Annotated in this window: 22 protein-coding genes; 10 read left to right on the top strand and 12 right to left on the bottom strand. The window is 69.2% G+C overall.

The features are described 5' to 3' along the window. Nucleotides 1-2: 2 nt before the first annotated feature. Complete coding sequence (locus ASC79_RS06165; protein ID WP_056024659.1) at nucleotides 3-689, top strand: glutathione S-transferase family protein; 687 nt, start codon at nucleotides 3-5, stop codon at nucleotides 687-689. Further along, nucleotides 670-1,794, top strand: a complete 1,125-nt coding sequence (queG, locus tag ASC79_RS06170) for a tRNA epoxyqueuosine(34) reductase QueG (protein ID WP_056024656.1) — start codon at nucleotides 670-672, stop codon at nucleotides 1,792-1,794. Before ASC79_RS06165 ends, queG begins: the two co-directional genes overlap by 20 nt. Here the strand turns inward: queG and katG are convergent. The 5 genes from katG to ASC79_RS06195 all read right to left on the bottom strand — a co-directional run bounded on the left by katG (nucleotide 1,791) and on the right by ASC79_RS06195 (nucleotide 8,040). Continuing rightward, on the bottom strand, nucleotides 1,791-4,001 hold the full coding sequence (katG, locus tag ASC79_RS06175; protein WP_056024653.1) for a catalase/peroxidase HPI: 2,211 nt from the start codon (nucleotides 3,999-4,001) through the stop codon (nucleotides 1,791-1,793). The genes queG and katG overlap by 4 nt on opposite strands. 146 nt (nucleotides 4,002-4,147) lie before the next feature. Beyond that, nucleotides 4,148-4,786, bottom strand: coding sequence for a glutathione S-transferase family protein (locus ASC79_RS06180; protein ID WP_056024650.1), 639 nt, complete (start codon nucleotides 4,784-4,786; stop codon nucleotides 4,148-4,150). Further along, entirely contained in the window at nucleotides 4,786-5,604 is an 819-nt protein-coding gene (locus tag ASC79_RS06185; protein ID WP_056024647.1) for a crotonase/enoyl-CoA hydratase family protein, read from the bottom strand. The genes ASC79_RS06180 and ASC79_RS06185 overlap by 1 nt, the downstream gene beginning before the upstream one ends. Nucleotides 5,605-5,614: 10 nt before the next feature. Further along, the gene (locus ASC79_RS06190) at nucleotides 5,615-6,523 is read right to left on the bottom strand and encodes a glutathione S-transferase family protein (RefSeq protein WP_056024644.1); all 909 of its coding nucleotides are present in this window, start codon (nucleotides 6,521-6,523) and stop codon (nucleotides 5,615-5,617) included. A gap of 83 nt (nucleotides 6,524-6,606) precedes the next feature. Continuing rightward, nucleotides 6,607-8,040, bottom strand: coding sequence for an MFS transporter (locus tag ASC79_RS06195; RefSeq protein ID WP_056024641.1), 1,434 nt, complete (start codon nucleotides 8,038-8,040; stop codon nucleotides 6,607-6,609). Between the two features lie 217 nt (nucleotides 8,041-8,257). Here ASC79_RS06195 and ASC79_RS06200 point away from each other — a divergent pair, with 217 nt between their 5' ends. Then, the gene (locus ASC79_RS06200) at nucleotides 8,258-9,409 is read left to right on the top strand and encodes a trans-acting enoyl reductase family protein (protein WP_056024638.1); all 1,152 of its coding nucleotides are present in this window, start codon (nucleotides 8,258-8,260) and stop codon (nucleotides 9,407-9,409) included. Beyond that, entirely contained in the window at nucleotides 9,406-10,494 is a 1,089-nt protein-coding gene (locus ASC79_RS06205) for an NADH:flavin oxidoreductase (protein ID WP_056024636.1), read from the top strand. Before ASC79_RS06200 ends, ASC79_RS06205 begins: the two co-directional genes overlap by 4 nt. A 3-nt stretch (nucleotides 10,495-10,497) precedes the next feature. Here ASC79_RS06205 and ASC79_RS06210 read toward each other — a convergent pair whose 3' ends face one another. After that, a complete protein-coding gene (locus ASC79_RS06210; RefSeq protein WP_056024633.1) occupies nucleotides 10,498-11,232 on the bottom strand; it encodes an SDR family oxidoreductase in 735 nt (244 codons plus the stop codon). A 164-nt stretch (nucleotides 11,233-11,396) separates the two neighbouring features. Here ASC79_RS06210 and ASC79_RS06215 point away from each other — a divergent pair, with 164 nt between their 5' ends. Continuing rightward, nucleotides 11,397-12,293: an AraC family transcriptional regulator gene (locus tag ASC79_RS06215; RefSeq protein WP_056024630.1), complete on the top strand. Its 897-nt coding sequence runs from the start codon at nucleotides 11,397-11,399 to the stop codon at nucleotides 12,291-12,293. Nucleotide 12,294: 1 nt separating this feature from the next. Here the strand turns inward: ASC79_RS06215 and ASC79_RS06220 are convergent, their stop codons facing one another. Further along, the gene (locus ASC79_RS06220) at nucleotides 12,295-13,116 is read right to left on the bottom strand and encodes an acyl-CoA thioesterase II (RefSeq protein WP_056024629.1); all 822 of its coding nucleotides are present in this window, start codon (nucleotides 13,114-13,116) and stop codon (nucleotides 12,295-12,297) included. Between the two features lie 34 nt (nucleotides 13,117-13,150). Further along, nucleotides 13,151-13,705, bottom strand: a complete 555-nt coding sequence (rfbC, locus tag ASC79_RS06225; RefSeq protein WP_056024625.1) for a dTDP-4-dehydrorhamnose 3,5-epimerase — start codon at nucleotides 13,703-13,705, stop codon at nucleotides 13,151-13,153. A 31-nt stretch (nucleotides 13,706-13,736) separates the two neighbouring features. Here rfbC and ASC79_RS06230 point away from each other — a divergent pair, with 31 nt between their 5' ends. Beyond that, the gene (locus ASC79_RS06230; RefSeq protein ID WP_056024623.1) at nucleotides 13,737-14,825 is read left to right on the top strand and encodes a glycosyltransferase family 2 protein; all 1,089 of its coding nucleotides are present in this window, start codon (nucleotides 13,737-13,739) and stop codon (nucleotides 14,823-14,825) included. Here ASC79_RS06230 and argE read toward each other — a convergent pair. Continuing rightward, on the bottom strand, nucleotides 14,785-15,966 hold the full coding sequence (gene argE, locus ASC79_RS06235) for an acetylornithine deacetylase (RefSeq protein WP_056024620.1): 1,182 nt from the start codon (nucleotides 15,964-15,966) through the stop codon (nucleotides 14,785-14,787). The genes ASC79_RS06230 and argE overlap by 41 nt on opposite strands. 91 nt (nucleotides 15,967-16,057) lie before the next feature. Between argE and purU the strand changes: the two genes are divergently transcribed. The 4 genes from purU (at nucleotide 16,058) to ASC79_RS06255 (ending at nucleotide 19,283) form a co-directional block, all read left to right on the top strand. Further along, entirely contained in the window at nucleotides 16,058-16,900 is an 843-nt protein-coding gene (gene purU, locus ASC79_RS06240; protein ID WP_056024617.1) for a formyltetrahydrofolate deformylase, read from the top strand. Between the two features lie 148 nt (nucleotides 16,901-17,048). Further along, the gene (locus ASC79_RS06245; protein ID WP_056024614.1) at nucleotides 17,049-17,882 is read left to right on the top strand and encodes an EamA family transporter; all 834 of its coding nucleotides are present in this window, start codon (nucleotides 17,049-17,051) and stop codon (nucleotides 17,880-17,882) included. A gap of 66 nt (nucleotides 17,883-17,948) precedes the next feature. Further along, nucleotides 17,949-18,776: an enoyl-CoA hydratase-related protein gene (locus ASC79_RS06250; RefSeq protein ID WP_056024612.1), complete on the top strand. Its 828-nt coding sequence runs from the start codon at nucleotides 17,949-17,951 to the stop codon at nucleotides 18,774-18,776. Between the two features lie 57 nt (nucleotides 18,777-18,833). Beyond that, on the top strand, nucleotides 18,834-19,283 hold the full coding sequence (locus ASC79_RS06255) for a DUF2214 family protein (protein WP_056024609.1): 450 nt from the start codon (nucleotides 18,834-18,836) through the stop codon (nucleotides 19,281-19,283). 8 nt (nucleotides 19,284-19,291) lie between these two features. Here the strand turns inward: ASC79_RS06255 and ASC79_RS06260 are convergent, their stop codons facing one another. The 3 genes from ASC79_RS06260 to ASC79_RS06270 are packed head-to-tail and all read right to left on the bottom strand — an operon-like array spanning nucleotide 19,292 to nucleotide 21,467. Continuing rightward, complete coding sequence (locus ASC79_RS06260) at nucleotides 19,292-20,044, bottom strand: TylF/MycF/NovP-related O-methyltransferase (protein ID WP_162244259.1); 753 nt, start codon at nucleotides 20,042-20,044, stop codon at nucleotides 19,292-19,294. A 59-nt stretch (nucleotides 20,045-20,103) separates the two neighbouring features. Beyond that, nucleotides 20,104-20,901, bottom strand: a complete 798-nt coding sequence (locus tag ASC79_RS06265; protein WP_056024604.1) for an SDR family NAD(P)-dependent oxidoreductase — start codon at nucleotides 20,899-20,901, stop codon at nucleotides 20,104-20,106. Then, nucleotides 20,898-21,467 carry a carboxymuconolactone decarboxylase family protein gene (locus ASC79_RS06270; protein ID WP_056024601.1) on the bottom strand — a complete coding sequence of 190 codons (570 nt, stop codon included), beginning with the start codon at nucleotides 21,465-21,467 and terminating at the stop codon, nucleotides 20,898-20,900. The genes ASC79_RS06265 and ASC79_RS06270 overlap by 4 nt, the downstream gene beginning before the upstream one ends. Between the last annotated feature and the right edge of the window lie 32 nt (nucleotides 21,468-21,499).

Below are 21,499 nucleotides of genomic sequence, written 5' to 3' on the forward strand. Positions count from 1 at the left end.
CCATGAGTCTCGATCTCACCCTCCTCCACTTCCCGTTGGATCCCGCCTCCCGCCAGGTGCGTCTGGCCCTCGGCGAGAAGCGGCTGCCCTTCGCCGAGGAGCAGGTGCGCTACTGGGAACGGCCCGCCGCGCTGGTGAAACTCAACCCCTCGGGTCTGACCCCGGTGCTCGTCGCCTCGAATGGCCGCGACCAGCTGGTGCTGTGCGAAAGCCGGGCGATCCTGGACCACCTGGAAGAGGCCCATCCCGAGCCGCCGCTGCTGGGCCGCGATCCGGCCGAACGCGCCGAGGCGCGCCGCCTGCTGCAATGGTTCGACCGCAAGTTCGACTACGAGGTCGGCGGCTTCCTGCTGCACGAGAAGATGGAAAAGCGCCTGCTCGGCCTCGGCGCCCCGGACCTGGCCGCCATGCGCGCCGGCCGCGAGGCGCTGCGCGCGCACCTGGTCTATGTCGAGACCCTTCTGTCGGGCCGCGACTGGCTGGCCGGCCGCCGGCTGTCGATGGCCGACTTCGCCGCCGCCGCCCACCTCTCGGTGATCGACTATTTCGGCGACGTGCCGTGGCGCGACTTCCCCGCGGTCAAGACGTGGTACATGAAGCTGAAATCGAGGCCGTGCTTCCGGCCGCTGCTGGCCGATCGCTGGCCCGGCCTCGCGCCGGCGCAGCATTATGACGACCTCGACTTCTGATCCTCGAACGGCAGACCTGATCCGCCAGCGCGCCGTCGAACTCGGCTTCGACGTCTGCCGCATCGCCGACGCCCGCGCCGAGTGGGCCGCTTCGGATCGCCTGCGCGATTTCGTCGAGCACGGCCGCCACGGCGAGATGGGCTGGATCGAAGAGACCGAAGAGCGGCGCCGCCATCCGACCGCCATGTGGCAGGCCGCCCGCTCGGCGATCATGCTGGGCGTCAACTACGGCCCCGACCACGATCCGCTGGCGGCCCTGGCCCACAAGGACCGCGCGGCGATCTCGGTCTACGCCCAGGGCGACGACTATCACGAGCTGATCAAGGGCCGGCTCAAGCAGCTGGCCGGCTGGCTGGTCGCGCGCTTCGGCGGCGAGCTGAAGGTCTTCGTCGACACCGCGCCGCTGATGGAAAAGCCGCTGGCCGAACGCGCCGGTCTCGGCTGGCAGGGCAAGCACACCAATCTGGTCAGCCGCGAGTTCGGCTCCTGGCTGTTCCTCGGCTCGATCCTGACCGAGCTGGAGCTGCCGGCGGACGGCTCCAGCGGCGGGTCCTGCGGCCAGTGCCGCGCCTGCCTCGACGTCTGCCCGACGAACGCCTTCCCCGCGCCCTACCAGCTCGACGCCCGCCGCTGCATCTCCTACCTGACCATCGAGCTCAAGGGACCGATCCCCGCGCAGTTCCGCCCCGCGCTCGGCAACCGCATCTATGGCTGCGACGACTGCCTGGCGGTCTGCCCCTGGAACAAGTTCGCCGCCACCTCGCGCGAGCAGCGGCTGCATGCGCGCGACGCCCTGCGCCAGCCGTCGCTGGCCGATCTCGCCGGCCTCGACGACGCCGCCTTCCGCGCGCTCTTTTCCAAGAGCCCGGTCAAGCGCATCGGCCGCGACCGCTTCCTGCGCAACGTGCTCTACGCCATCGGCAATTCGCGCGACTTCGCCCTCGCCGCGCCCGCGCGCCGGCTGCTGGACGATCCGGCCCCGATCGTTCGCGGCGCCGCCGTCTGGGCGCTGTCGCGCCTGCTGGAGCCCGCCGCCTTCGCCGCCCTGCGCGACGAGGCCGCCGAGAGCGATCCCGACGTCCTCGCCGAATGGGCGGCTAGCTAGGCCGCCAGATCGAAGCGGTCCAGGTTCATCACCTTGGTCCAGGCCGCCACGAAGGCGTGCACGAACTTCTCCTTGGCGTCGTCGGTGGCGTAGGCTTCGGCCATCGCCCGCAGCTGCGAGTTGGACCCGAAGATCAGATCCACCCGCGTGCCGGTCCAGGTCTTGGCGCCGGTCGCCCGGTCGCTGGCCTCGAACACGTCCTCGGACTCATCGGCCGCCGCCCACTTCATGCCCATGCTCGAATTGAGCAGGTTGACGAAGAAGTCGTTGGTCAGCACCCCGGGCCGATCGGTGAACACGCCATGCTTGGAGCCGCCGACATTGGCCCCCAGCACCCGCAGGCCGCCGACCAGGACGGTCATCTCGGGCGCGCTCAGGCTCAGCAGCTGCGAACGGTCGACCAGCATCTCCTCGGGCGACCGCGTCTGATCGCCGCTGATGAAGTTGCGGAAGCCGTCCACCTTCGGCTCGAGCACCGCATACGAGGACGGGTCGGTGTCCTCCTGCGAGGCGTCGGCGCGGCCCGGCGTGAAGGGGACCTGCACGTCATGGCCGGCCGCCTTGGCCGCCTGCTCGACGGCCGCGCTGCCGCCCAGCACGATCAGGTCGGCGATCGACACCTTCTTGCCGCCGCTCGCCGAGGCGTTGAACGCCGCCTGGATCGCCTCAAGCTTGGCCAGGACGTCGGCCAGCTCGGCCGGCTCGTTGACCGCCCAGTCCTTGGCCGGAGCCAGGCGGATGCGCCCGCCGTTGGCGCCGCCGCGCTTGTCCGAGCCGCGGAAGGTCGAGGCGGACGCCCAGGCCGTCGCCACCAGCCGCCCGGTCGACAGTCCCGAACCCAGGATCTGGGCCTTCAGCGCCGCGATGTCGGCGGCGTCGATCAGCGGGTGATCGACCGCCGGGACCGGGTCCTGCCACAGCCGCGGCTGCGCGGGGACTTCCGGACCCAGCAGCAGTTCATGCGGTCCGCTGTCGCGATGGGTCAGCTTGTACCAGGCCTCGGCGAAGGCGGTCGCGAACGCGTCGGGGTTCTCATGGAACCGCCGCGAGATCTTCTCGTAGTTCGGGTCGAACCGCAGGGCGAGGTCGGTGGTCAGCATGGTCGGCGCATGCCGTTTGGTCGGGTCGTGGGCGTCCGGCACGGTGTCGGCCGCCGCTCCGCCCTTGGGCTTCCACTGGTGCGCGCCGGCCGGGCTGGTGGTCAACTCCCACTCGAACCCGAACAGGTTCTCGAAGAAGTTGTTGTCCCACTTCGCCGGGTTGGTGGTCCAGGCGCCCTCCAGGCCGCTGGTGATGGTGTGCACGCCCGAGCCGTCGCCGAAGCTGTTTTTCCAGCCCAGCCCCTGCATCTCGATCCCCGCGCCTTCCGGTTCGGGACCGACATACTCGTCGGGCTTGGCCGCGCCGTGGGTCTTGCCGAAGGTGTGGCCGCCCGCGATCAGGGCCACCGTCTCCTCGTCGTTCATCGCCATCCGCGCAAAGGTCTCGCGGATGTCGTGGGCGGCGGCGACCGGGTCCGGCTTGCCGTTCGGCCCCTCGGGGTTGACGTAGATCAGGCCCATCTGCACGGCCGCCAGCGGATGCGACAGGTCGCGCTCGCCGCTATAGCGCTCGTCGCCCAGCCACTCGCGCTCCGGTCCCCAGAAGATGTCGTTCTGCGGCTCCCAGACGTCCTCGCGGCCGCCGCCGAAGCCGGTGGTCTTGAAGCCCATGGATTCCAGCGCGCAGTTCCCGGCCAGCACCAGCAGGTCGGCCCAGGAGAGCTTCTGGCCGTACTTCTGCTTCACCGGCCACAGCAGCAGGCGGGCCTTGTCGAGGTTGGCGTTGTCCGGCCAGCTGTTCAGCGGCGCGAAGCGCTGGGCGCCGTCACCGGCCCCGCCGCGGCCGTCGGCCACGCGATAGGTGCCGGCGCTGTGCCAGGCCATGCGGATGAACAGCGGCCCATAGTGACCATAGTCGGCCGGCCACCAGGACTGCGACTTGGTCATCAGGTCGAAGATGTCCTGCTTGACCGCCTTCAGGTCCAGGCTGCGGAAGGCGTCGGCATAGCTGAAGTCAGGGTCGACGGGGCTGCCGGCGGGAGGGTTCTGGTGCAGGACCGAGAGATCCAGCTGGTTCGGCCACCAAAGCCGGTTGGTCATGCCGAACAGAACTGCTCTGCCGCTCACTCTGCCGCCATCCATGGGGCATTTGGTTTCGGCGTCCATGTCGTACCTCCCAAGATCGGGCCTGCGCTGACCCTGCTCCGTTCAGATGACACCCCCGCGAACCCACAGTCCAATCGATTGAACAATGTATTTCGATAGAAAATTCCTCTGGAAGCGCGACCGGCAGGTTCCTGCGGGGCGCCCTGCTAAACCTGCCACTCCGGGGTCCCATCGGCAGCCTGCGCCGCCTTCGCCCGCTTGAACCCGTCCCGCGCCTGCAGCCGCGCCCAATAGGCCGCCACGAGCGGACTGAACCGCTCCGACAGCCCCAGGGTCGAGGCCAGCAGCAAGGCGTAGCCGACCGAGATATCCGCCGCCGTGAACCGCCCGGCGACCAGATAATCCTGCGTTTCCAAGGCCCTATCCACCGCGCGCAACCGCGCCATGAACCACTTGGCGTAGTCCTCGGCGACCTGAGGATTGCGCCGCTCTTTCGGCTCCAGCCGCGTGTAGCGAAGCACCAGGGTCTGCGGGAAGGTCAGCGTCGCCTCGCCCAGATAGAGCCAGTTCAGCCAGGCGCCGTAGTCGCCATCGTCATGCGGCACGTTCAGCGGCCCGCCATGCCGAACGGCCAGGTACTGCAGGATGGCCGAGGACTCGGTCATCCTGGTCTCGCCGTCGACGAAGAACGGGATCGTGCCCAGCGGGTTGATCTGCAGGTATTCCGGAGACCGCACCCGCGGCGGAAACGGCAGCAATTTCAACTCGTAGGCAACGCCCAGCTCCTCCAGCGCCCACAGGGCGCGGAAGGAGCGGGCGTCGGCGCAGTGATAGAGCGTCGGCATCAGTCGGCGTAGGCGGCGGCGCGCTTCTGCATGTTCGACATCACCGCCTCGACCTGGTTGGGCGAGCCGATCAGCGCCGCCTGCTCGACGCTCTCGGCCTTCAGGATCGCGTGCTGGTCGGCGTCGGCGACCATGTCCAGCAGCCGCTTGGCGGCGCGGATCGCGGTCGGGCTCTTGCCGGCGATCTCGGCCGCCAGGGCCAGGGCCTCAGCGCGCGGATCGGCGCAGACGCGGGTGGCGACGCCGATGCGCGCAGCCTCCTCGCCGTCGAAGATCCGGCCCGTATAGGTCAGCTCGCGGGCGACGTCGTCGCGGACCAGACCGCGCAGCAGCACCATGCCGGCCATGTCCGGCACCAGGCCCCACTTGATCTCCATCACCGACATCCGCGTGTCGGCGGTGACGAAACGCAGGTCCGCGCCCAGCGCCAGCTGGAAGCCGCCGCCGAAGGCCACGCCGTGCACCGCGGCGATCACCGGGACCACCTGCTCGCTCCAGACCATCACCGCATGCTGGGCGCGGTTCGAGCCGCCGGCCGTGCGGTTGTCGGTCAGCAGCGACTCCCCGGTCGAGGACTGGCCGCCCTTGCGCTCGCCCGAGGCCATCTTGCCGAAATTGCCCATGTCGAGCCCGGCGCAGAAGGCGCGGCCCTCGCCCGACAGCACGATGGCGCGCACGCCCTTTTCGGTCTTCAGCCGTTCGCCGGTCTCGATCAGCGCCGAGAACATGGCGTCGTCCAGGGCGTTCATCTTGTCGGTCCGGACCAGGCGGACATCGGCCACGCCGTCCTTCAGTTCGACTGTGATGCGGTCTTCCATGGGGCGCTCCTTAGGCCTTGCCGACGACGTAGCCGGCGCGTGGAAAGTGAACCTGGGTCCTGCCAAGTTCAGGGGTCTGGCGGGAAAGGACGATCCGGCTGGGCGTCGCCGCCACCAGGGTCCCTTCGATGGGGTCGCGGCCGTAGTCGTCGGCCGCCACGGTGACGGCGTCGCCGGGCGTCAGCCCCAGCGGGTCGTTCGCGTCATGTGCGGGCGCAGGCCCCGGCTCGGCCGCGCGGGCCACGGCCAGGGCGTCGGCGCCGCTGATTTCGCGGCGGGTCCCATGGCCGATGGCCGCCACTCGCTTGCGCCAGGCCTGTGTCCGCGTCAGCCCGGCCAGCAGCTCATCGGCCTTGCCCGGCAGGCTGCGCGCAAGGAACCAGATGTTCATGTAGGCGGCGATGTCGGCCAGCCCCGGCGCGTCGCCGGCCAGCCAGTCGCCGTCCGCCAGCCCCTCCTCGATCCAGGCCGCCTGCGCGCGCCATTGCGGGACCATCAGCGGCGCGGCCGCCTGCATCGCCGCGACGTTGAACGGCCGCCCGCTCAGCTTCTCGCGGTCGGCGATGAAGTCGGCCGGCGTCGCCTCGCCCAGCGCCCCGAAGATGATCGGTACGGTGATCCCGAAAAATGGTCGGTCGGCCCAGAAGTTGACAGCCCAGTCGGCCCCCGACGCCGCCCGCGGGCCCGGCGCGCGGGCCTCCAGCTCGGCCAGGATCACCTGGGTGTCGCAATAGACGTCGGCCCCGATCTGCAGCACCGAGATGCGCCGATAGCCGCCGGTCAGCGGCGTCAGCTCCGGCTTGGGCATGATCACCGGCGCCTGCACCGAGTCCCAGGCCAGGCCCTTCAGGCCCAGCATCAGCCGCACCTTCTCCGAGAACGGCGAGGTGTCGTAGTGGTGAAGGATCAGACCGCTCATCGGCGTTTCCAAAGCCGGCCTCTTGCCGGGCCGCGGGGCTTACGCTGTCACGGATTTGGCCGTCCGCCCACCATGACCCCGCGTCACTTGGCGCGGCCGTCGTCCGGCGTCACCGCGGGGGCCACGTCGGGCGTGAAGCTCTCGAGGATCGGAGCCTCGGCGAACAGGGCGTCGCGCCGCTCCAGCTCCTCGCGGATCGCCGCGTGCTTGTCGGCGTCGAGCTTCCAGCCCAGCACGCAGGCGCCGCCCAGCATCACGAACACGATCGGCCCGACGATGAAGGCCAGCTCCAGCCCGCGGATCGCACCGTCGGTGTTCACCGCCCCGTCGGCCGGATTGAAGCCGATCTGCGCCAGCAGCGGGAAGGTCAGCACGATGGCGAAGGCCGAGGCGATCTTGTTGGCCAGGGCGTTCAGCGCATAGATCAGGCTCAGCCGCTCCTGACCCTGCTCCAGCCGCACCTCGTCGGCGACGTCGGCCAGCATGGCGCGGATCATCAGGTCGAAGCCGGCGGCCATGAAGCCCTGCCAGAACATCATCGGGATGCCGAAGGTCATGCTGCCCTTGGGCAGGAACATCACCGTGCACAGGCCCAGCGAATAGGCCGTGGTGGTGACCATCAACGTGCGGTGCTTGGAGAACCGCATCGCCAGCCGCGCGGTCAGCGGCGCGCCCAGGATGCCGGCGACCACATAGACCAGCAGCAGGGCCGAGGCCTGCTCGGTCGAGAACCCGCGCGAGTCGGTGAAGAAGAACATGTAGAGCGCGCTCATCCACCCGGGGCCGAGCGTCAGCGCCATCTGCGCCAGGAACAGCCGCAGCAGGTCCGGCTTGGTGATCAGCGACAGGTAGTCCTTGAACTTGAAGTGCTCCGGCGCGGTCTTCACGATGTGCTCGGGCGTGCGCAGGCAGACCAGCGCCACCACCGCCGGGATCATCGCGAAGATGAACCAGCCCATGGCCTTCACGCCCTCGGCTTCAGACAAGCCGAAGTGGGCCGCGCCGATCGGGATCACCAGCACGGTCATCGCCCCGATCACCCCGGCCGCCGCCAGGATGCCGAAAATGCGCGAGCGCTGGTGGTACTCGGTGGCCAAGGTCGCGGCCCAGGCCGAGTGGCCCAGGCCCAGGATCGAGTTGCCGAGGTAGAACACCAGCAGCCAGAAGATCAGGTACGGCAGCCCGATCCCGCTCGGCGCCTCGAACAGCGCATAGACCGCCGCCATCAAGATCGGCCCGCCGATCAGCACCCAGACCCGGTAGCGGCCGATCCGCGTACGGGTGCGGTCCATCACCAGCCCCAGCACCGGGTCGACGCCCAGGTCCAGCATCCGCACCACGAAGAAGGCGACGCCGATCAGGGTCAGGTTGACGCCCAGGTGGCTGGCGAAGAACGGCGGGATATAGACCGACACCGCCACCGCCAACGCGCCCAGCGGGAACGCCAGGGTCGAGAAGGAGAGCGCGGTCGGCGTCGACAGCGGCCGCGGCCCGTTGGCCGGCGCGTGCTTGGTCACGTAAGGCTCTCCCCTTCGCGCCGGTCGCCGCCGGCGTCGGTAGCCCTCCATTGATCGGCTCGCCCGCGAAGCGGGGCAAGAGGGGAGCGCCGTTCCGCAGGAAAGCGCTTCGGACGCTGTTCGACACGTCCTAATTTTTCAAACGCTTGTTTGCGCATCCGCCGTTTTCCCGGCAAGGTCCGCCGCTCCAAGGGGACGGAAAACGGAGACAGACGCCATGAACAGCGGCGCGGAATTCGACATCATCGTCTACGGCGCGACCGGCTTCACCGGCCGGCTGGTGGCCGAGCACCTGGCCAAGCAATATGGCGTCGGCGGCGAGGTGAAGTGGGCGATGGCCGGGCGCAGCCTGGAAAAGCTGCAGCAGGTCCGCGACGAGATCGGCGCCCCAAAGGACACTCCGCTGATCGTGGCGGACGCCTCCGCCCCGGCCTCGGTCGAGGCGATGGTCGGCCGCGCCAAGGCGATCCTCACCACCGTCGGCCCCTACCAGCTCTACGGCTCGGACCTCGTCGCCGCCTGCGTCGCGGCCGGGACCGACTATCTCGACCTCTGCGGCGAGCCGAACTGGATGGCCGCCATGATCAAGCAGCACCACGAGGCCGCCCAGAAGAGCGGCGCGCGCATCCTGTTCTCCTGCGGCTTCGACTCCATTCCCTTCGAGCTCGGCGTCTACTTCGCGCAGCAGACCGCCAGGCAGAAGCTCGGCGGCCCGGTCCCGCGGGTGAAGGGCCGCATGCGCAAGCTCAAGGGCGGCCTCTCCGGCGGCACCGCCGCCAGCGGCCGCGCGACCATGGCCGCGATCCAGAAGGACCCCAGCCTGTTCGCGCTGATGGTCGATCCGTTCGCCCTCACCCCCGGCTTCAAGGGGCCCGAGCAGCCGGCCGGCCAAGCCGTCGAACGCGACGAGGATCTGAACGCCGACGTCGGCCCGTTCATGATGGCCGCCATCAACACCAAGAACGTCCACCGCTCGAACCTGCTGCAGGGCCACGCCTACGGCGCCGACTTCGTCTATGACGAGATGGCCGTCGTCGATCCCGCCGCGCCCGCCTCCTTCGCCCTGGACGAAGGCTCCGGCCCCAAGCCCGGCGAAGGCCCCAGCAAGGAAGAGCGCGAAACCGGCTTCTACGACGCCGCCTTCATCGGGATCGCCGCCGACGGCCGCAAGGTCGTGGTCAGCGTCAAGGGCGACAAGGACCCGGGCTACGGCTCGACCTCGAAAATGATCGCCGAGACCGCCATATGCCTGGTCCAGGAAGCCGCCGACGTCCCCGGCGGCCTCTGGGTTCCCGGCGCCGCCCTGGGCGACAAGCTGATCGCCCGCCTGCAGAAGAACGCCGGCCTGACCTTCGAGGTGGAAGCATGACCGACCTGTTCGCCCCCCTGAGCTTCAAGCATGGCCCGGGCATGAAGAACCGCTTCATGCTCGCTCCGCTGACCAACACCCAGAGCCATCCCGACGGCACGCTGTCCGACGACGAGTTCGCCTGGCTGACCTATCGCGCCGAGGGCGGCTTTGGCCTGACCATGACCTGCGCCGCCCACGTCCAGGCGATCGGCCAGGGCTTTCCCGGCCAGCTCGGCGTGTTCGGCGACCAGCACCTGCCGGGCCTGACCCGCCTAGCCGCGGCCATCAAGGCGCAGGGCAGCGTCGCGGCCCTGCAACTTCACCATGCCGGCAATCGCTCGCCCAAGGAGCTGATCGGCGAGGCGCCGGTCTGCCCCTCGGCCGACGAGGAAACCGGGGCGCGCGCCCTGACCCTGGCCGAGGTCGAGCAGTTGCGCGACGACTTCATCGCCGCCGCGGTCCGCTCCGAGAAGGCCGGCTTCGATGGCGTGGAGATCCACGGCGCCCACGGCTACGTGCTCTGCCAGTTCCTCTCGCCGGCCCTCAACCGCCGCGAGGACCGTTACGGCGGCTCGCCCGAGAACCGCGCCCGGCTGATCCTCGAGATCATCGACGGCATCCGCGCGCGCTGCGGCAAGGACTTCACGCTCGGCATCCGCCTCTCGCCCGAGCGCTTTGGCCTGGAGCTGGCCGAGATCGTCGCCCTCGCCCGCCAGATCCTGGCGGACGGCAAGATCGACTACCTCGACATGTCGCTCTGGGACGTGGCCAAGGAGCCGGTCGAGGACGCCTTCAAGGGCCGCACCCTGATGTCCTACTTCACCGAGCTCGAGCGCGGCGAGGTCCGGCTCGGCGTCGCCGGCAAGATCATGACCGCCGCTGTCGCCCGCGAGTGCCTGGAGAACGGGGCCGACTACGTCCTGATCGGCCGCGCCGCCATCCTGCACCACGACTTCCCGCAGAAGATCGCCGCCGACCCGGACTTCGTCTCCGTCCCCCTGCCGGTGACCCGCGAATACCTGCGCCAGGAACGGCTCAGCCCGGTCTTCGTCGACTACATGAACAACTGGAAGGGCTTCGTGGCGCAGGAAGAGACGGTCTGATCGTCAGAAAGCGCTGGCCGTGGGTCGGACGACGATCTCGTTGACGTCCACCCCGGCCGGCTGATCGGCGGCGAAGGCGATGGCGCGGGCGATATCATCGGCCGCCAGCGCGATTTTGCGGAACTCCTTCAGCGCCGCCAACCCGCCCTCGTCCGACATTCCGGCCCCCAACTCGGTCTCCGTGACCCCAGGCGAGATCACCGTCACGCCGATGTTCGTGCTCTCCTGGCGCAGGCCCTCCGAGATCGCCCAAACCGCGAACTTGGTGGCGCAATAGACCGCGCCAGCGGGCACCACCACATGCGCGCCGATCGAGGCGACGTTGATGAATCGCCCACCACCTTGTCGCTTCATCACCGGCAGCGCCGCGCCGATACCATGCAGCACCCCGCGGATGTTCACGTCGATCATCTGGTCCCACTCATCGAACTTCAACGCCTCCATGGGCGCCAGCGGCATGACCCCGGCGTTGTTGACCAGCACGTCCAGGCGGCCGAACGCCTCCACCGCCGCATCGACGAACGCCTGGGCGTCCTGACGGTCGGTGACGTCCAGCGTCCGGAAGCGCGCCTCGCCTCCGGCGGCCTCGATGTCCGCGGCCAGGGTCTGCAGACGGTCGCCGCGCCGCGCGCCCAGCATCAGCTTCGCGCCGCGGGCCGCCAGCAGCCGCGCCGCCGCCTCGCCAATGCCGCTGCTGGCGCCGGTGATGGCGATGACTTTTCCATTCAGGTCCGACATTTCGGCCTCCTCGTTTTGGGTGAGGCGACCTTGCCCCGGCGGCCGGACGCGCCGGTAGACCAGAGCTCCGCGATCTTTGCACGATCCTCCAGACGATTGATCGAGGACGTGCGGCCCCTGCCCTGCTCGGTTACATTGACGGCAAGCCAAAGCGGGAAATTCAGATGAGCGGCGCCGATGAGTTGGCGGGCCTTATTGCCCAATTCACGGGTGAAGACGGGATGCACCCAACGCCGATCCCACGCCTGACGCTGATCCGGATGTCGCGTCCCACCGATCCCCTCCCGGACCTGCACGAGCCGGCCGCCTGCCTGGTCGTGCAGGGCGCCAAGCAGGTCATGGTCGGCCAGCAGACCTTCGTCTACGACCGCGCCAAGCATCTGGTGGTGTCGGTCGACGTGCCCATCGTCAGTCACGTAACCCTGGCCAGCCGCGAGGCTCCCTATCTGTGCGTGCGGCTCGACCTCGACCCGGTGGCCATCGCCGCCCTGCTGCTGGAAGCCGGCCAACCGCCGGCCGCGACCGCCCGAGGGGTTGGGATCGGCCTGGGCGCCAGCACGCCCGAACTGATGGACGCCGCCGCGCGGCTGGTGCGCCTGCTGAACAATCCGGACGACGCGCCCTTCCTGGCGCCGCTGGCCGAGCGCGAGATTCTCTATCGCCTGCTGCAAGGCGAACAGGGCGCGCGGCTGCGCGACATCGCCAGCCCCGACAGCCGCCTGGCCCACGTCAATCGCGCCATCAGCTGGATCAAGCTCAACTTCGACCAGCCCTTCAGCATGCAGGTCCTAGCCGAGGAAGCGCGGATGAGCCCGTCGGCCCTACACGAGCACTTCAAGGCGATTACCGCGCTAAGCCCGCTGCAATACCAGAAGCAGCTGCGCCTGCAGCAGGCCCGGCGCCTGATCCTGGGCGGCCAGCTCGACGCCGCCGGCGCTGGCCATCAGGTCGGCTACGAGAGCCCCTCGCAGTTCAGCCGCGAGTATGCGCGCCTGTTCGGCGACCCGCCGATACGCGACGCGGCACGGCTCCGCGCGGCGCCGGACGCCAGCTACGCCTGAGCTACCGGTACCGGATCAGGGCTTCCTGCGTCGCCGAGGCGACCAGCTTGCCGTCCGAATTGAAGATCGAGCCGCGGTTGAAGCCCCGTCCGCCCGAGGCCGAGGGGCTGTCCTGCACGTAGAGGTGCCATTCCGTGAAGTCGCTGGCGTGGTGGAACCACAAGGCATGGTCCAGGCTGGCGACCTGCAGCCGCCCTTCGCTCCAAGGAATCCCGTGCGGACGCAGCGAGGTGTCCAGCAAGGTCATGTCGGTGGCGTAGGCCAGGGCGCACTGGTGGATCATCGGGTCGGATCCCAGCGGGTCGCGCGCCCGGAACCAGACCGACTGCACCGGGTCCATGATCGGCGCCTTGCCGTAGGGCAGCGGGTCCACCGGCCGCACCTCGATGGGCCAGGTCCGGCGCTGCTCCGTCTCGCCGCCGGCCTTGCGCAGTTCGTCCTCGTCCAGCAGCCCCTCGGGGCCCGGCGGGGTCGGCATCTCGATCTGATGCTCCAGGCCCTGCTCCACGGCCTGGAACGACGCCGACAGGTTGAAGATCTGCTGACCGTGCTGCAACGCCGTCACCCGGCGCATGGTGAAGCTGCCGCCGTCGCGGACCCGCTCGACCTTCAACAGGATCGGGATGTTCGGGTCGCCGCCGCGGATGAAATAGGCGTGCATCGAGTGGCAGACTCGTGAGTCGACGGTGCGATAGGCGGCCGCCAGCGACTGGGCCACGACCTGGCCGCCATAGATGCGGCGCGTCTCGCCCGGCGGCGTGTGGCCGCGGAACATGTCCAGGTCGATGGCCTCGATATCGAGGATGCGAACCAGCTCACTCATACCCGTCACTCGTTTCGGCCCCCCGACCGGTATTTCAGAACGCCGCCGCCGGCATGTCCTTCAGGCGCGGCGCGACGAGATCCTTGTCGGACAGGATCACCTCGCCCTGCCAGGGCCACGCGATGCCCACCTCGGGGTCGTTCCACAGCAGCGATCCCTCGGTCTGCGGGGCGTAGTCGCCGTCGACCTTGTAGGCGAGCTCGCAGCCGTCGGTCAGGGTCTGGTAGCCGTGCGCGAAGCCCCGCGGCACCAGCAACTGCTCGCCGCCCTCGGCCGTCAGCTTGGCGCCGACCCACTTGCCGTAGGTCGGCGAGCCGGGGCGGATGTCCACCGCCACGTCGAAAATCTCGCCGCGCAGCACCCGGACCAGCTTCGCCTGGGGATGCGGCGCGTTCTGGAAGTGCAGGCCGCGGACCGTGCCGGCCTTGGCGTTGAAGGCCTGGTTGTCCTGCACGAAATCGTGGTCGGCTCCGGCCGCGGCCAGCGATCGCCGGCTCCAGGTTTCGGCGAACCAGCCGCGCGCATCGCCATGGCGCTTGGGCGTGATAAGCAGGACTTCAGGAATTGAAAGCGGCGTGATCGACGTCATGGCTGCCTGCAAGTTTGGAAACCGCCCCCGCATGAACGACCCCGCGCAGGAACACAAGTCGCCAGCGCCGCAAAGCCCCGCCGATTCCCCAGTCGAGACCCCAGTCGAGACCCCGGTTCAGATCACAGTCTGCGTCATCGCGTACAACTCCGGCCCGACTCTGCGCGCCTGCCTGCAGCACCTGGCCGACCAGACCTTCAAGGACTTCGAGGCCCTGGTGATCGACAACGCCTCGCCCGACCCCGGCGACGCGGCTATCGCGCGCGAGTTCCCGTTTGTCCGCCTGATCGAGAACACCGAGAACCTCGGCTTCGCCGGGGCGGGAAATCAGGCCGCCCGCCTGGGCGCCGGCCGCTGGTTCGTGCTGCTCAACCCAGACGCCTACGCCGAGCCGGACTGGCTCGAACAGCTGGTCGCCGCCGCCAAGCGACATCCGAACGTGCGCTCGTTCACCTCGCGCCAGGTCATGGCCGAGGACCCGACTCATCTCGACGGGCTGGGCGACGTGATGTCCGGCTACGGCATTCCCTATCGCGGCGGCTATCTCGCGCCCGATCCCGGCGACACGCCGGAGGGCGAGGTGTTCTCCCCCTGCGGCGCGGCGATGATGATCGACCGGGCGCTGTTCCTCGACCTCGGCGGCTTCGACGAGTTCTTCTTCTGCTATTCGGAGGACGTCGATCTCGGCTACCGGCTGCAGCTGGCCGGCGAGCCGACCATCCTGGTCCCCAGCGCCACCATCCATCACGTGGGCTCGGCCTCCAGCGGCGGCCGCAAGTCGGAGTTCGCCGTCTTCCACGGCACCCGCAACCGCTTCTACGTGGTCTACAAGGACACGCCCTGGCCGCTGCTGCCGGTGGTGGTGCCGCTGCACCTGGCCGCCGTCGCCTACATCTCCAGCCGGCGGGAGAACCATCCCCACGCCCACATCGTCTGGCGGGCGTTCAAGGAGTCCATCAAGGGCCTGCCGACGATCCTGAAGAGCCGCCGCCAGGTCCAGAAGCGGCGGCGCGCCACGACCTTGGAGATCGCGCGCGCCATGACCTGGGATCCCTACGACCTCTTCGAGCGCCGGGCGGTCATTCGCCCGTTGCGGCCCAGTCGATCAACCGCGCCATGAACGCCCCGCCCCGCTCCATCTGCGCGCGCTCGACATACTCGTCGGCCTGGTGCGCCTGGTCGATGGAGCCGGGGCCGCAGATGACGGTGGAGAACCCCGCCTCCTGGAACTGTCCGGCCTCGGCCGCATAGGGCACCACCCGCGCCGGGCCGTTGTCGCCGGCCAGACGCCGGGCGAACAGCTCGGCCACGCCGTCCTCTTCCGGCGACAGCGGCGGGGTGCCCGAGCGCTGGGCGATCTTCGCGCCCGCCTGCGGGAACAGGCTTTTGAGCCGCGCGTCCAGCGCCGCCACCTCGGTCCGGAACGGCGCCAGCAGCGCCAGCGGGTCCTGCCCCGGCGGGCAGCGCAGGTCGAACTGGAAGGCGCACTCCCGCGCCAGGATGTTGCCCGCCGTGCCGCCATGCAGCAGGCCGACGGTCAGGGTCGCGTGCTTGGGCAGGAACGGAGAGGCCGGATCGGCCTGCGCCTCCAGTTGCGCCGCCAGCGCCTTCAGCGACGCCAGCAGCGGAATCGCCTCCATGATCGCCGACACGCCCAGATGCGTCTGGCTGGAATGGGCCTCCTTGCCGGTCACCGTGACGGTGAAGGTCGAGATGCCCTTGTGGCCGCGCACCGCCTCCATGTCGGTCGGCTCGCCCACCACCACCAGCGCCGGACGCGGCAACTCGGCTGCGATCACGCGGATCATGTCCGGCGCGCCCAGGCAGCCGATCTCCTCGTCGTAGGAGAACGCCAGGTGCACCGGCTTCTTCGGCCCCGCGGCCAGCAAGCCAGGGACCGCGGCCAGCGACAGGGCCAGGAACCCCTTCATGTCGCAGGTCCCGCGCCCATAGATCCGTCCGTCGTCCTTGGGCGTCAGCACGAACGGGTCGCTGGTCCAGGCCTGGCCGTCCACCGGCACCACGTCGGTATGGCCCGACAGCACCACGCCGCCCGGGATGGCCGGCCCGATGCTGGCCAATAGGTTCGACTTGCTGCCGTCATGGTTGGGCACCCGTCGGTGCGCCACCCCAAAGCCGTCCAGATAGGACTCGACCCACTCGATGAGGGCCAGGTTGGACAGGCGCGAGGTGGTGTCGAAGGCCACGAGCGTCTCGAGGATATCAAGCGCGCGGGCGGTCAGGGCTTCAGGCGTCGGCATGTCCGCAAACTAAGCCCTCAGACCGCCGGCCTCCAAGTCCGATGCCTCCAGCCTTGACGTATTGATCACGAACGCGCCCTAGACAGGCGCCATGATCCTGACCCTCTCCTGCCCCGACCAGCCGGGCATCGTCGCCCGCGTGTCCGCCTTCCTGTTCGAGCGCGGCGCCAACATCCTCGACGCCCAGCAGTACGACGACCAGGAGACCGGCAAGTTCTTCATGCGCGTCGTCTTCGACGCCAAGGGCGCCGACGTCGAGGCGATGCGCGGCGAGTTCGAGACCCTGGCCAAGGGCTTCTCCATGCGCTGGTCGCTCCGCGATCCGAAGATCAAGCGCAAGGTGATGATCCTGGCCAGCCAGCAGGACCATTGCCTGGCCGACCTGCTCTATCGCTGGCGCCGCGGCGAACTGCCGATGGAGATCGCCGCCGTGGTCTCCAACCACCCGATCGAGACCTACGCCAACCTCGACATGTCGGACGTGCCGTTCCACCACCTGCCGGTGAAGCGCTCGACCAAGCTGGAACAGGAAGCGGCGATCTGGAAGCTGATCCAGGAGACCGAGGCCGAGCTGGTCGTCCTCGCCCGCTACATGCAGGTGCTGTCCGACGGCCTGGCCGCCAAGCTCGAAGAGCGCTGCATCAACATCCACCACTCGTTCCTGCCCGGCTTCAAGGGCGCGCGCCCCTACCACCAGGCGCACGAGCGTGGCGTGAAGGTGATCGGGGCCACCGCCCACTACGTCACCGCCGACCTCGACGAAGGCCCGATCATCGAACAGGACGTCGAGCGCATCAGCCACCGCGACACCCCCGCCGCCCTGATCCGCAAGGGCCGCGACATCGAGCGCCGGGTCCTGGCCCGGGCCGTCCGCTGGCGGCTGGAAGACCGCGTGCTGCTGAACGGCGCCAAGACCGTGGTGTTCACGGACTAGCCCTACGTGTCATCCCGGTTTGCGCAGCAAGACCGGCCCCATTCGCGCCGGCGAAGGAAATCTTGCCGGGGCCGGCGCCGCGTCCTGTAGGATCTGGTGGGTCCCGGTCTTCGGCCTACGACCGAAACCGGGATGACACGCGCGCGCCATGCCCCTCAGCGTCTTCGGCATCGTCATCTTCGCGGCCCTGCTGCACGCCGGCTGGAACGCGATCGTCAAGCTGGCGCCCGACAAGCTGCTGACCACCATCCTGGTCGCCGCCTCGGCCGCGGTGATCTCGGCCCTGGCCCTGCCGTTCCTGGCCCAGCCGGCGCGCGAGAGCTGGCCGTTCCTCGCCGCCTCGACCGTGCTGCAGGTCGGCTACTACCTGCTGGTCGCCCGCGCCTATCGCGGCGCCGACATGAGCCAGGCCTATCCGCTGATGCGCGGGACCGCCCCGCTGATCGTCGCCCTGGTCAGCCGCTTCTGGCTGGGCGAGCACCTGTCCCTGGCCGCGACCGGCGGCATAGCCCTGATCTGCGGCGGCGTGCTCAGCCTGGCCCTCGGCGCGCGCGGGACCAGCGGCAAGGGCGTCCGCGCCGCCCTGCTCAACGCCGTGGTCATCGCCAGCTACACCCTGGTGGACGGGGCCGGCGTGCGCGCCTCGGGCGCTCCGGCCGCCTACACGCTCTGGCTCAACCTGCTCTCGGGCGCGCCACTGCTGATCTGGGTGCTGGCCGCACGCTGGCGCACCTTCCTGCCCTATGCCCGCGCCCACCTGCCGCTCGGCGTAGTCGGCGGACTCGGCACGCTGACCTCCTATGGCCTAGCGCTCTGGGCCATGACCCACGCGCCGGTGGCGGTGATCGCCGCCCTGCGCGAGACCTCGATCCTGTTCGCCACCGGCATCGCGATCTTCGTGCTGCGCGAGCGGCCGACCCTGGGCCGCATCCTCGCGGCCCTGCTGATCGCCGCCGGGGCCGTGGTCCTGAGGCTGGCCTAGCCCCCGCCTTTGACTGTCGCGGCGTCAAGCGCCGACCCTCTCCTCCAAAATCCGGAGGAGGACCCCATGGCCGACGCCCCGATCCTGCTGACCGACGATCCGGCGCCGCACGTGCGCCGTATCACCCTCAACCGCCCCGCCAAGCGCAACGCCCTCTCCAACGCCCTGCGCGCGGAGATCTTCGCGGCGCTGGAGGACGGCGACGCCGACCCCGACGTCCGCGTCATGATCATCAGAGGCGCCGGGACCTGCTTCTCGTCCGGCTACGACCTGGCCGGAGTCGGCGACCTGCCGTGGCATACCGCCGGCGGACAGGGCCAATGGGCGCGCCATGTCGTCGAGGGCTGCTTCCGGGTCTGGGACCTGGCCAAGCCGGTGATCGCCCAGGTGCACGGCTGGTGCCTGGCCGGCGGGTCGGAACTCGCGGTCGCCTGCGACCTGGTCTACGTCGCCGACGACGCCCAGATCGGCTACCCCGCGGTGCGCACCATGAGCCCGCCCGACAACCATTATCACGTCTGGCTGATGGGCATGCGCGCGGCCATGGAGCAGATGCTGACCGGCGACTCCATCGACGGGAACGAAGCCGTCCGCCTGGGCTTCGCCAACCGCGCCTACGCGCTCGCCGACCTCGAGCCGGCGGTCCTGGCGATGGCTGAGCGCATCGCCAAGGTCGATCCGGAACTGGCCCAGCTCAACAAGCGGCTGGTCCATCGCCAGATGGAGGTGATGGGCATGCGCCAGGGCATCCGCGCCGGCACGGACCTGCATGCGTTGGGCTGGAGCACCAAGGCCTCGCGCGACTACATGGCCAAGCTACGCGAGGGCGTCACCGCCGCGCTCAGCGACCGCGACGGCAAGTTCGACGACTACCGGACCGGCCCTAAGTCATAACGTTTACAACGTAAGCGAAAGGCTTCACAGTCGCGGCGCAACTCATGGGAGCGCGCCGTGACCGACCTTCTCCTCGCCATCGCTCATCACCTGCTGGTGTTCAGCCTCGCCGCCATCCTGGCGATCGAGCTGGCCACCGTCCGACCCGGCCTGTCGGGCGCCAGCCTGCGACGCCTGGGGATCGTCGACATGCACTACGGCCTGATCGCGACCCTGATCCTCATCGTCGGCTTCGCCCGCGTCTACATGGGCGTCAAAGGCCCGGAGGCCTATCTCGGCAACTGGGCGTTCTGGGCCAAGATCGGCGCCTTCGCGATCGTCGGCCTGCTGTCGGCCCCGCCGACCATCCGCATCCTGCAGTGGCGCAAACGCGCCCGCGCCGAGCCCGACTTCACCCTCGGCCACGCCGAGGTCAAGGCCGTCCGCCCCTACCTCGTCGCCGAGCTGGCCGTCTTCGCCCTGATCCCGATCTTCGCCGCGATGATGGCGCGGGGCGTCGGCTTCTAGCAGCCGCCTCAGCCGTGCTTGACGACCAGGCCCTGGCCGGTCGGCAGTTCCAGCACGAACTGGCCGCGGGCCTTGAACCAGTCGAGCTCGGCCGAGTACTGCCGATGATAGGCCAGCCAGCCATAGTCATCGAGGACCAGGACCCCGCCCGGCACGACCCGGTCCCATAGGACTTCCAGCGCCCCGATCTCGGCCTCGGCGTTGTTCATGTCGATGTGCAGCAGCGCGATCTTCTCGGGCGATGCGATCGCCAGGCTCTCGGGAACGCGGCCCTGGGTGATGATCACGTTGGGCTCGGGAAACCGCGCGCGAACCTCGTCATACAGCGTCTTCGAGTGCGCCGGCATCGAGTGGTGCGGCATCGTCTCGTCGTGATCGAAGAGGTCGTAGAGGAAGTAGCGGCGGTTCGAGATGTCGACCAGATCCGCCACGATCCGGGCGGTGTTGCCGCGATAGCAGGCGCACTCGACGAAGTCGCCGTCCAGCATGGCCACCTGTCGCGCGGCCCAGACCAGCGTGTGATAGCGCCAGACGCCGGCCCGCTCGGGGCCGGAGCGGGTATGCGCGTTCACCGCCGTGGCGAACGCATCTTCCCGAATGAACCCGAGGGTCTTGTCCCAGGTGATGAGGTTGTCTGCGGCGAAGATGCTGGTCTTGACCTTGACCTGTTCAATCAGCGCCTGACGCGCATCGCCGGCGCGCTGCGCGTCGTTCACGCCGTAGAGCACCCCACTCACAAACGACGGGCCAGGCAAGCTCATGTGAATCATCTCCCACCAAGTTCGGGTCGGGACCTAACACGAGACCTCGCGTCGCGTCGCTAGCCCACCCGGCTCGACATCCCGCCATCTACGAACAGCACCGTGCCGGTGATGAACCGCGCCTCGTCGCTGGCCAGGAACAAGGCCGCATAGGCGGTGTCCCAGGCCGTGCCCATCTGGCCGCCCAGCGGGACACGGGCGTTGCGGGCCTCGCGCACGGCCTGCTGCTCCTGGCCGCTGGCCTGGGCGATGCCGGCCACCGCCATCGGCGTGTCCAGCAACCCCATGGCGATGGCGTTGCAGCGCACGCCCTTGCTCGCATTGGCCTGGGCCACGCTGGTCGTCAGCCGGTTCAGCGCCGCCTTCGAAATCTCGTAGGCGGTCTGGGCGCCGCCGGCGATCGAGGCCAGCGACGAGATGTTGACGATCGAACCCTTGCCCTGCTCGCGCAGGGTCGGCAGCGCCGCCTTGCTGACCTGCCAGGCGCCCTTCAGGTTGACCGCCAGGATGCGGTCGAAGGCGTCCTCGGTCAGCTTGTGGGCCGGTCCGTCGCCGCCGCCGCCGATGCCGACATTGTTGACGACGATGTCGATGGCCCCGAACCGCTCGCGAGCCGCCGCGACCATCGCCTCGCAGTCGGCGGACTTGGTGATGTTGGCCGCGAACACCCCGGCCTTGCCGCCCTCGGCGGCGATCAGGTCGGCGGTCTCCTGCGCGCGCTCGGCCAGCCGGTCGACGCACAGCACGTCGGCGCCCTCGCGGGCGAACAGCATGGCGATCGCCCGGCCGTTGCCGACGGTCTCGCCTGGCGTCTGGCCCGCGCCGACGACGATGGCGGTCTTGCCTTGCAGCCTCACGCCTTGAAGCCCTTGAGGTCGGGATCGAGGGTCTGGCCGGCGTCCAGCTGCACGCCGAACGAGTTCAGGATCATAGAGACCTGGGTGTACTGGCCGGCGGTGAACACCACGTCCATGCACTGCTTGTCGCTGAAGTGCGCCTTCAGCGCGCTCCAGGTGGCGTCGGTGATGAACTGGTCGTGGTGCAGCTCGTCGGAGGCCCGCAGCAGCGCCTGGTCTGAGGCGCTCCAGCCGCCCGCATCGGCCCCGCCCTTGATCTTCGCGATCTCGTCGTCGGTCAGGCCGGCCCGTTGGCCGATCGGCACGTGCTGCGTCCACTCGTAGCCGGACTTGCAGAGATAGCCGATGCGCAGGATGACGATCTCGCGCTCGCGCGCCGGCAGGTCGTTCTTCTTGGACAGCACGTAGTTGCCCCAGGCCAGGAAGCCCTTGGCCGCCTTCGGCGCCCCGACCATCGTGCGGAAGATGTTCAGCACCCGGTCGCCCATCGGCGCCAGGATCTCCTTCTGCTCGTCGTTGAGGTCGGCGTCCTGGACGGGCGAGATCCGGGGCTTGGTGAGGCGCATGCGGCGTTTCCCTGTTCTGATTTGGCGCTCAG

The sequence above is a fragment of the Phenylobacterium sp. Root1290 genome (assembly GCF_001425305.1).
GTDB lineage: Bacteria > Pseudomonadota > Alphaproteobacteria > Caulobacterales > Caulobacteraceae > Phenylobacterium.

Coding starts and splice junctions, on each gene's coding strand:
- ASC79_RS06165 (WP_056024659.1), top strand. CDS start 3: ATGAGTCTCGATCTCACCCTCCTCCACTTCCCGTTGGATCCCGCCTCC.
- queG (WP_056024656.1), top strand. CDS start 670: ATGACGACCTCGACTTCTGATCCTCGAACGGCAGACCTGATCCGCCAG.
- katG (WP_056024653.1), bottom strand. CDS start 4,001: ATGGACGCCGAAACCAAATGCCCCATGGATGGCGGCAGAGTGAGCGGC.
- ASC79_RS06180 (WP_056024650.1), bottom strand. CDS start 4,786: ATGCCGACGCTCTATCACTGCGCCGACGCCCGCTCCTTCCGCGCCCTG.
- ASC79_RS06185 (WP_056024647.1), bottom strand. CDS start 5,604: ATGGAAGACCGCATCACAGTCGAACTGAAGGACGGCGTGGCCGATGTC.
- ASC79_RS06190 (WP_056024644.1), bottom strand. CDS start 6,523: ATGAGCGGTCTGATCCTTCACCACTACGACACCTCGCCGTTCTCGGAG.
- ASC79_RS06200 (WP_056024638.1), top strand. CDS start 8,258: ATGAACAGCGGCGCGGAATTCGACATCATCGTCTACGGCGCGACCGGC.
- ASC79_RS06205 (WP_056024636.1), top strand. CDS start 9,406: ATGACCGACCTGTTCGCCCCCCTGAGCTTCAAGCATGGCCCGGGCATG.
- ASC79_RS06210 (WP_056024633.1), bottom strand. CDS start 11,232: ATGTCGGACCTGAATGGAAAAGTCATCGCCATCACCGGCGCCAGCAGC.
- ASC79_RS06215 (WP_056024630.1), top strand. CDS start 11,397: ATGAGCGGCGCCGATGAGTTGGCGGGCCTTATTGCCCAATTCACGGGT.
- ASC79_RS06220 (WP_056024629.1), bottom strand. CDS start 13,116: ATGAGTGAGCTGGTTCGCATCCTCGATATCGAGGCCATCGACCTGGAC.
- rfbC (WP_056024625.1), bottom strand. CDS start 13,705: ATGACGTCGATCACGCCGCTTTCAATTCCTGAAGTCCTGCTTATCACG.
- ASC79_RS06230 (WP_056024623.1), top strand. CDS start 13,737: ATGAACGACCCCGCGCAGGAACACAAGTCGCCAGCGCCGCAAAGCCCC.
- argE (WP_056024620.1), bottom strand. CDS start 15,966: ATGCCGACGCCTGAAGCCCTGACCGCCCGCGCGCTTGATATCCTCGAG.
- purU (WP_056024617.1), top strand. CDS start 16,058: ATGATCCTGACCCTCTCCTGCCCCGACCAGCCGGGCATCGTCGCCCGC.
- ASC79_RS06245 (WP_056024614.1), top strand. CDS start 17,049: ATGCCCCTCAGCGTCTTCGGCATCGTCATCTTCGCGGCCCTGCTGCAC.
- ASC79_RS06250 (WP_056024612.1), top strand. CDS start 17,949: ATGGCCGACGCCCCGATCCTGCTGACCGACGATCCGGCGCCGCACGTG.
- ASC79_RS06260 (WP_162244259.1), bottom strand. CDS start 20,044: ATGAGCTTGCCTGGCCCGTCGTTTGTGAGTGGGGTGCTCTACGGCGTG.
- ASC79_RS06270 (WP_056024601.1), bottom strand. CDS start 21,467: ATGCGCCTCACCAAGCCCCGGATCTCGCCCGTCCAGGACGCCGACCTC.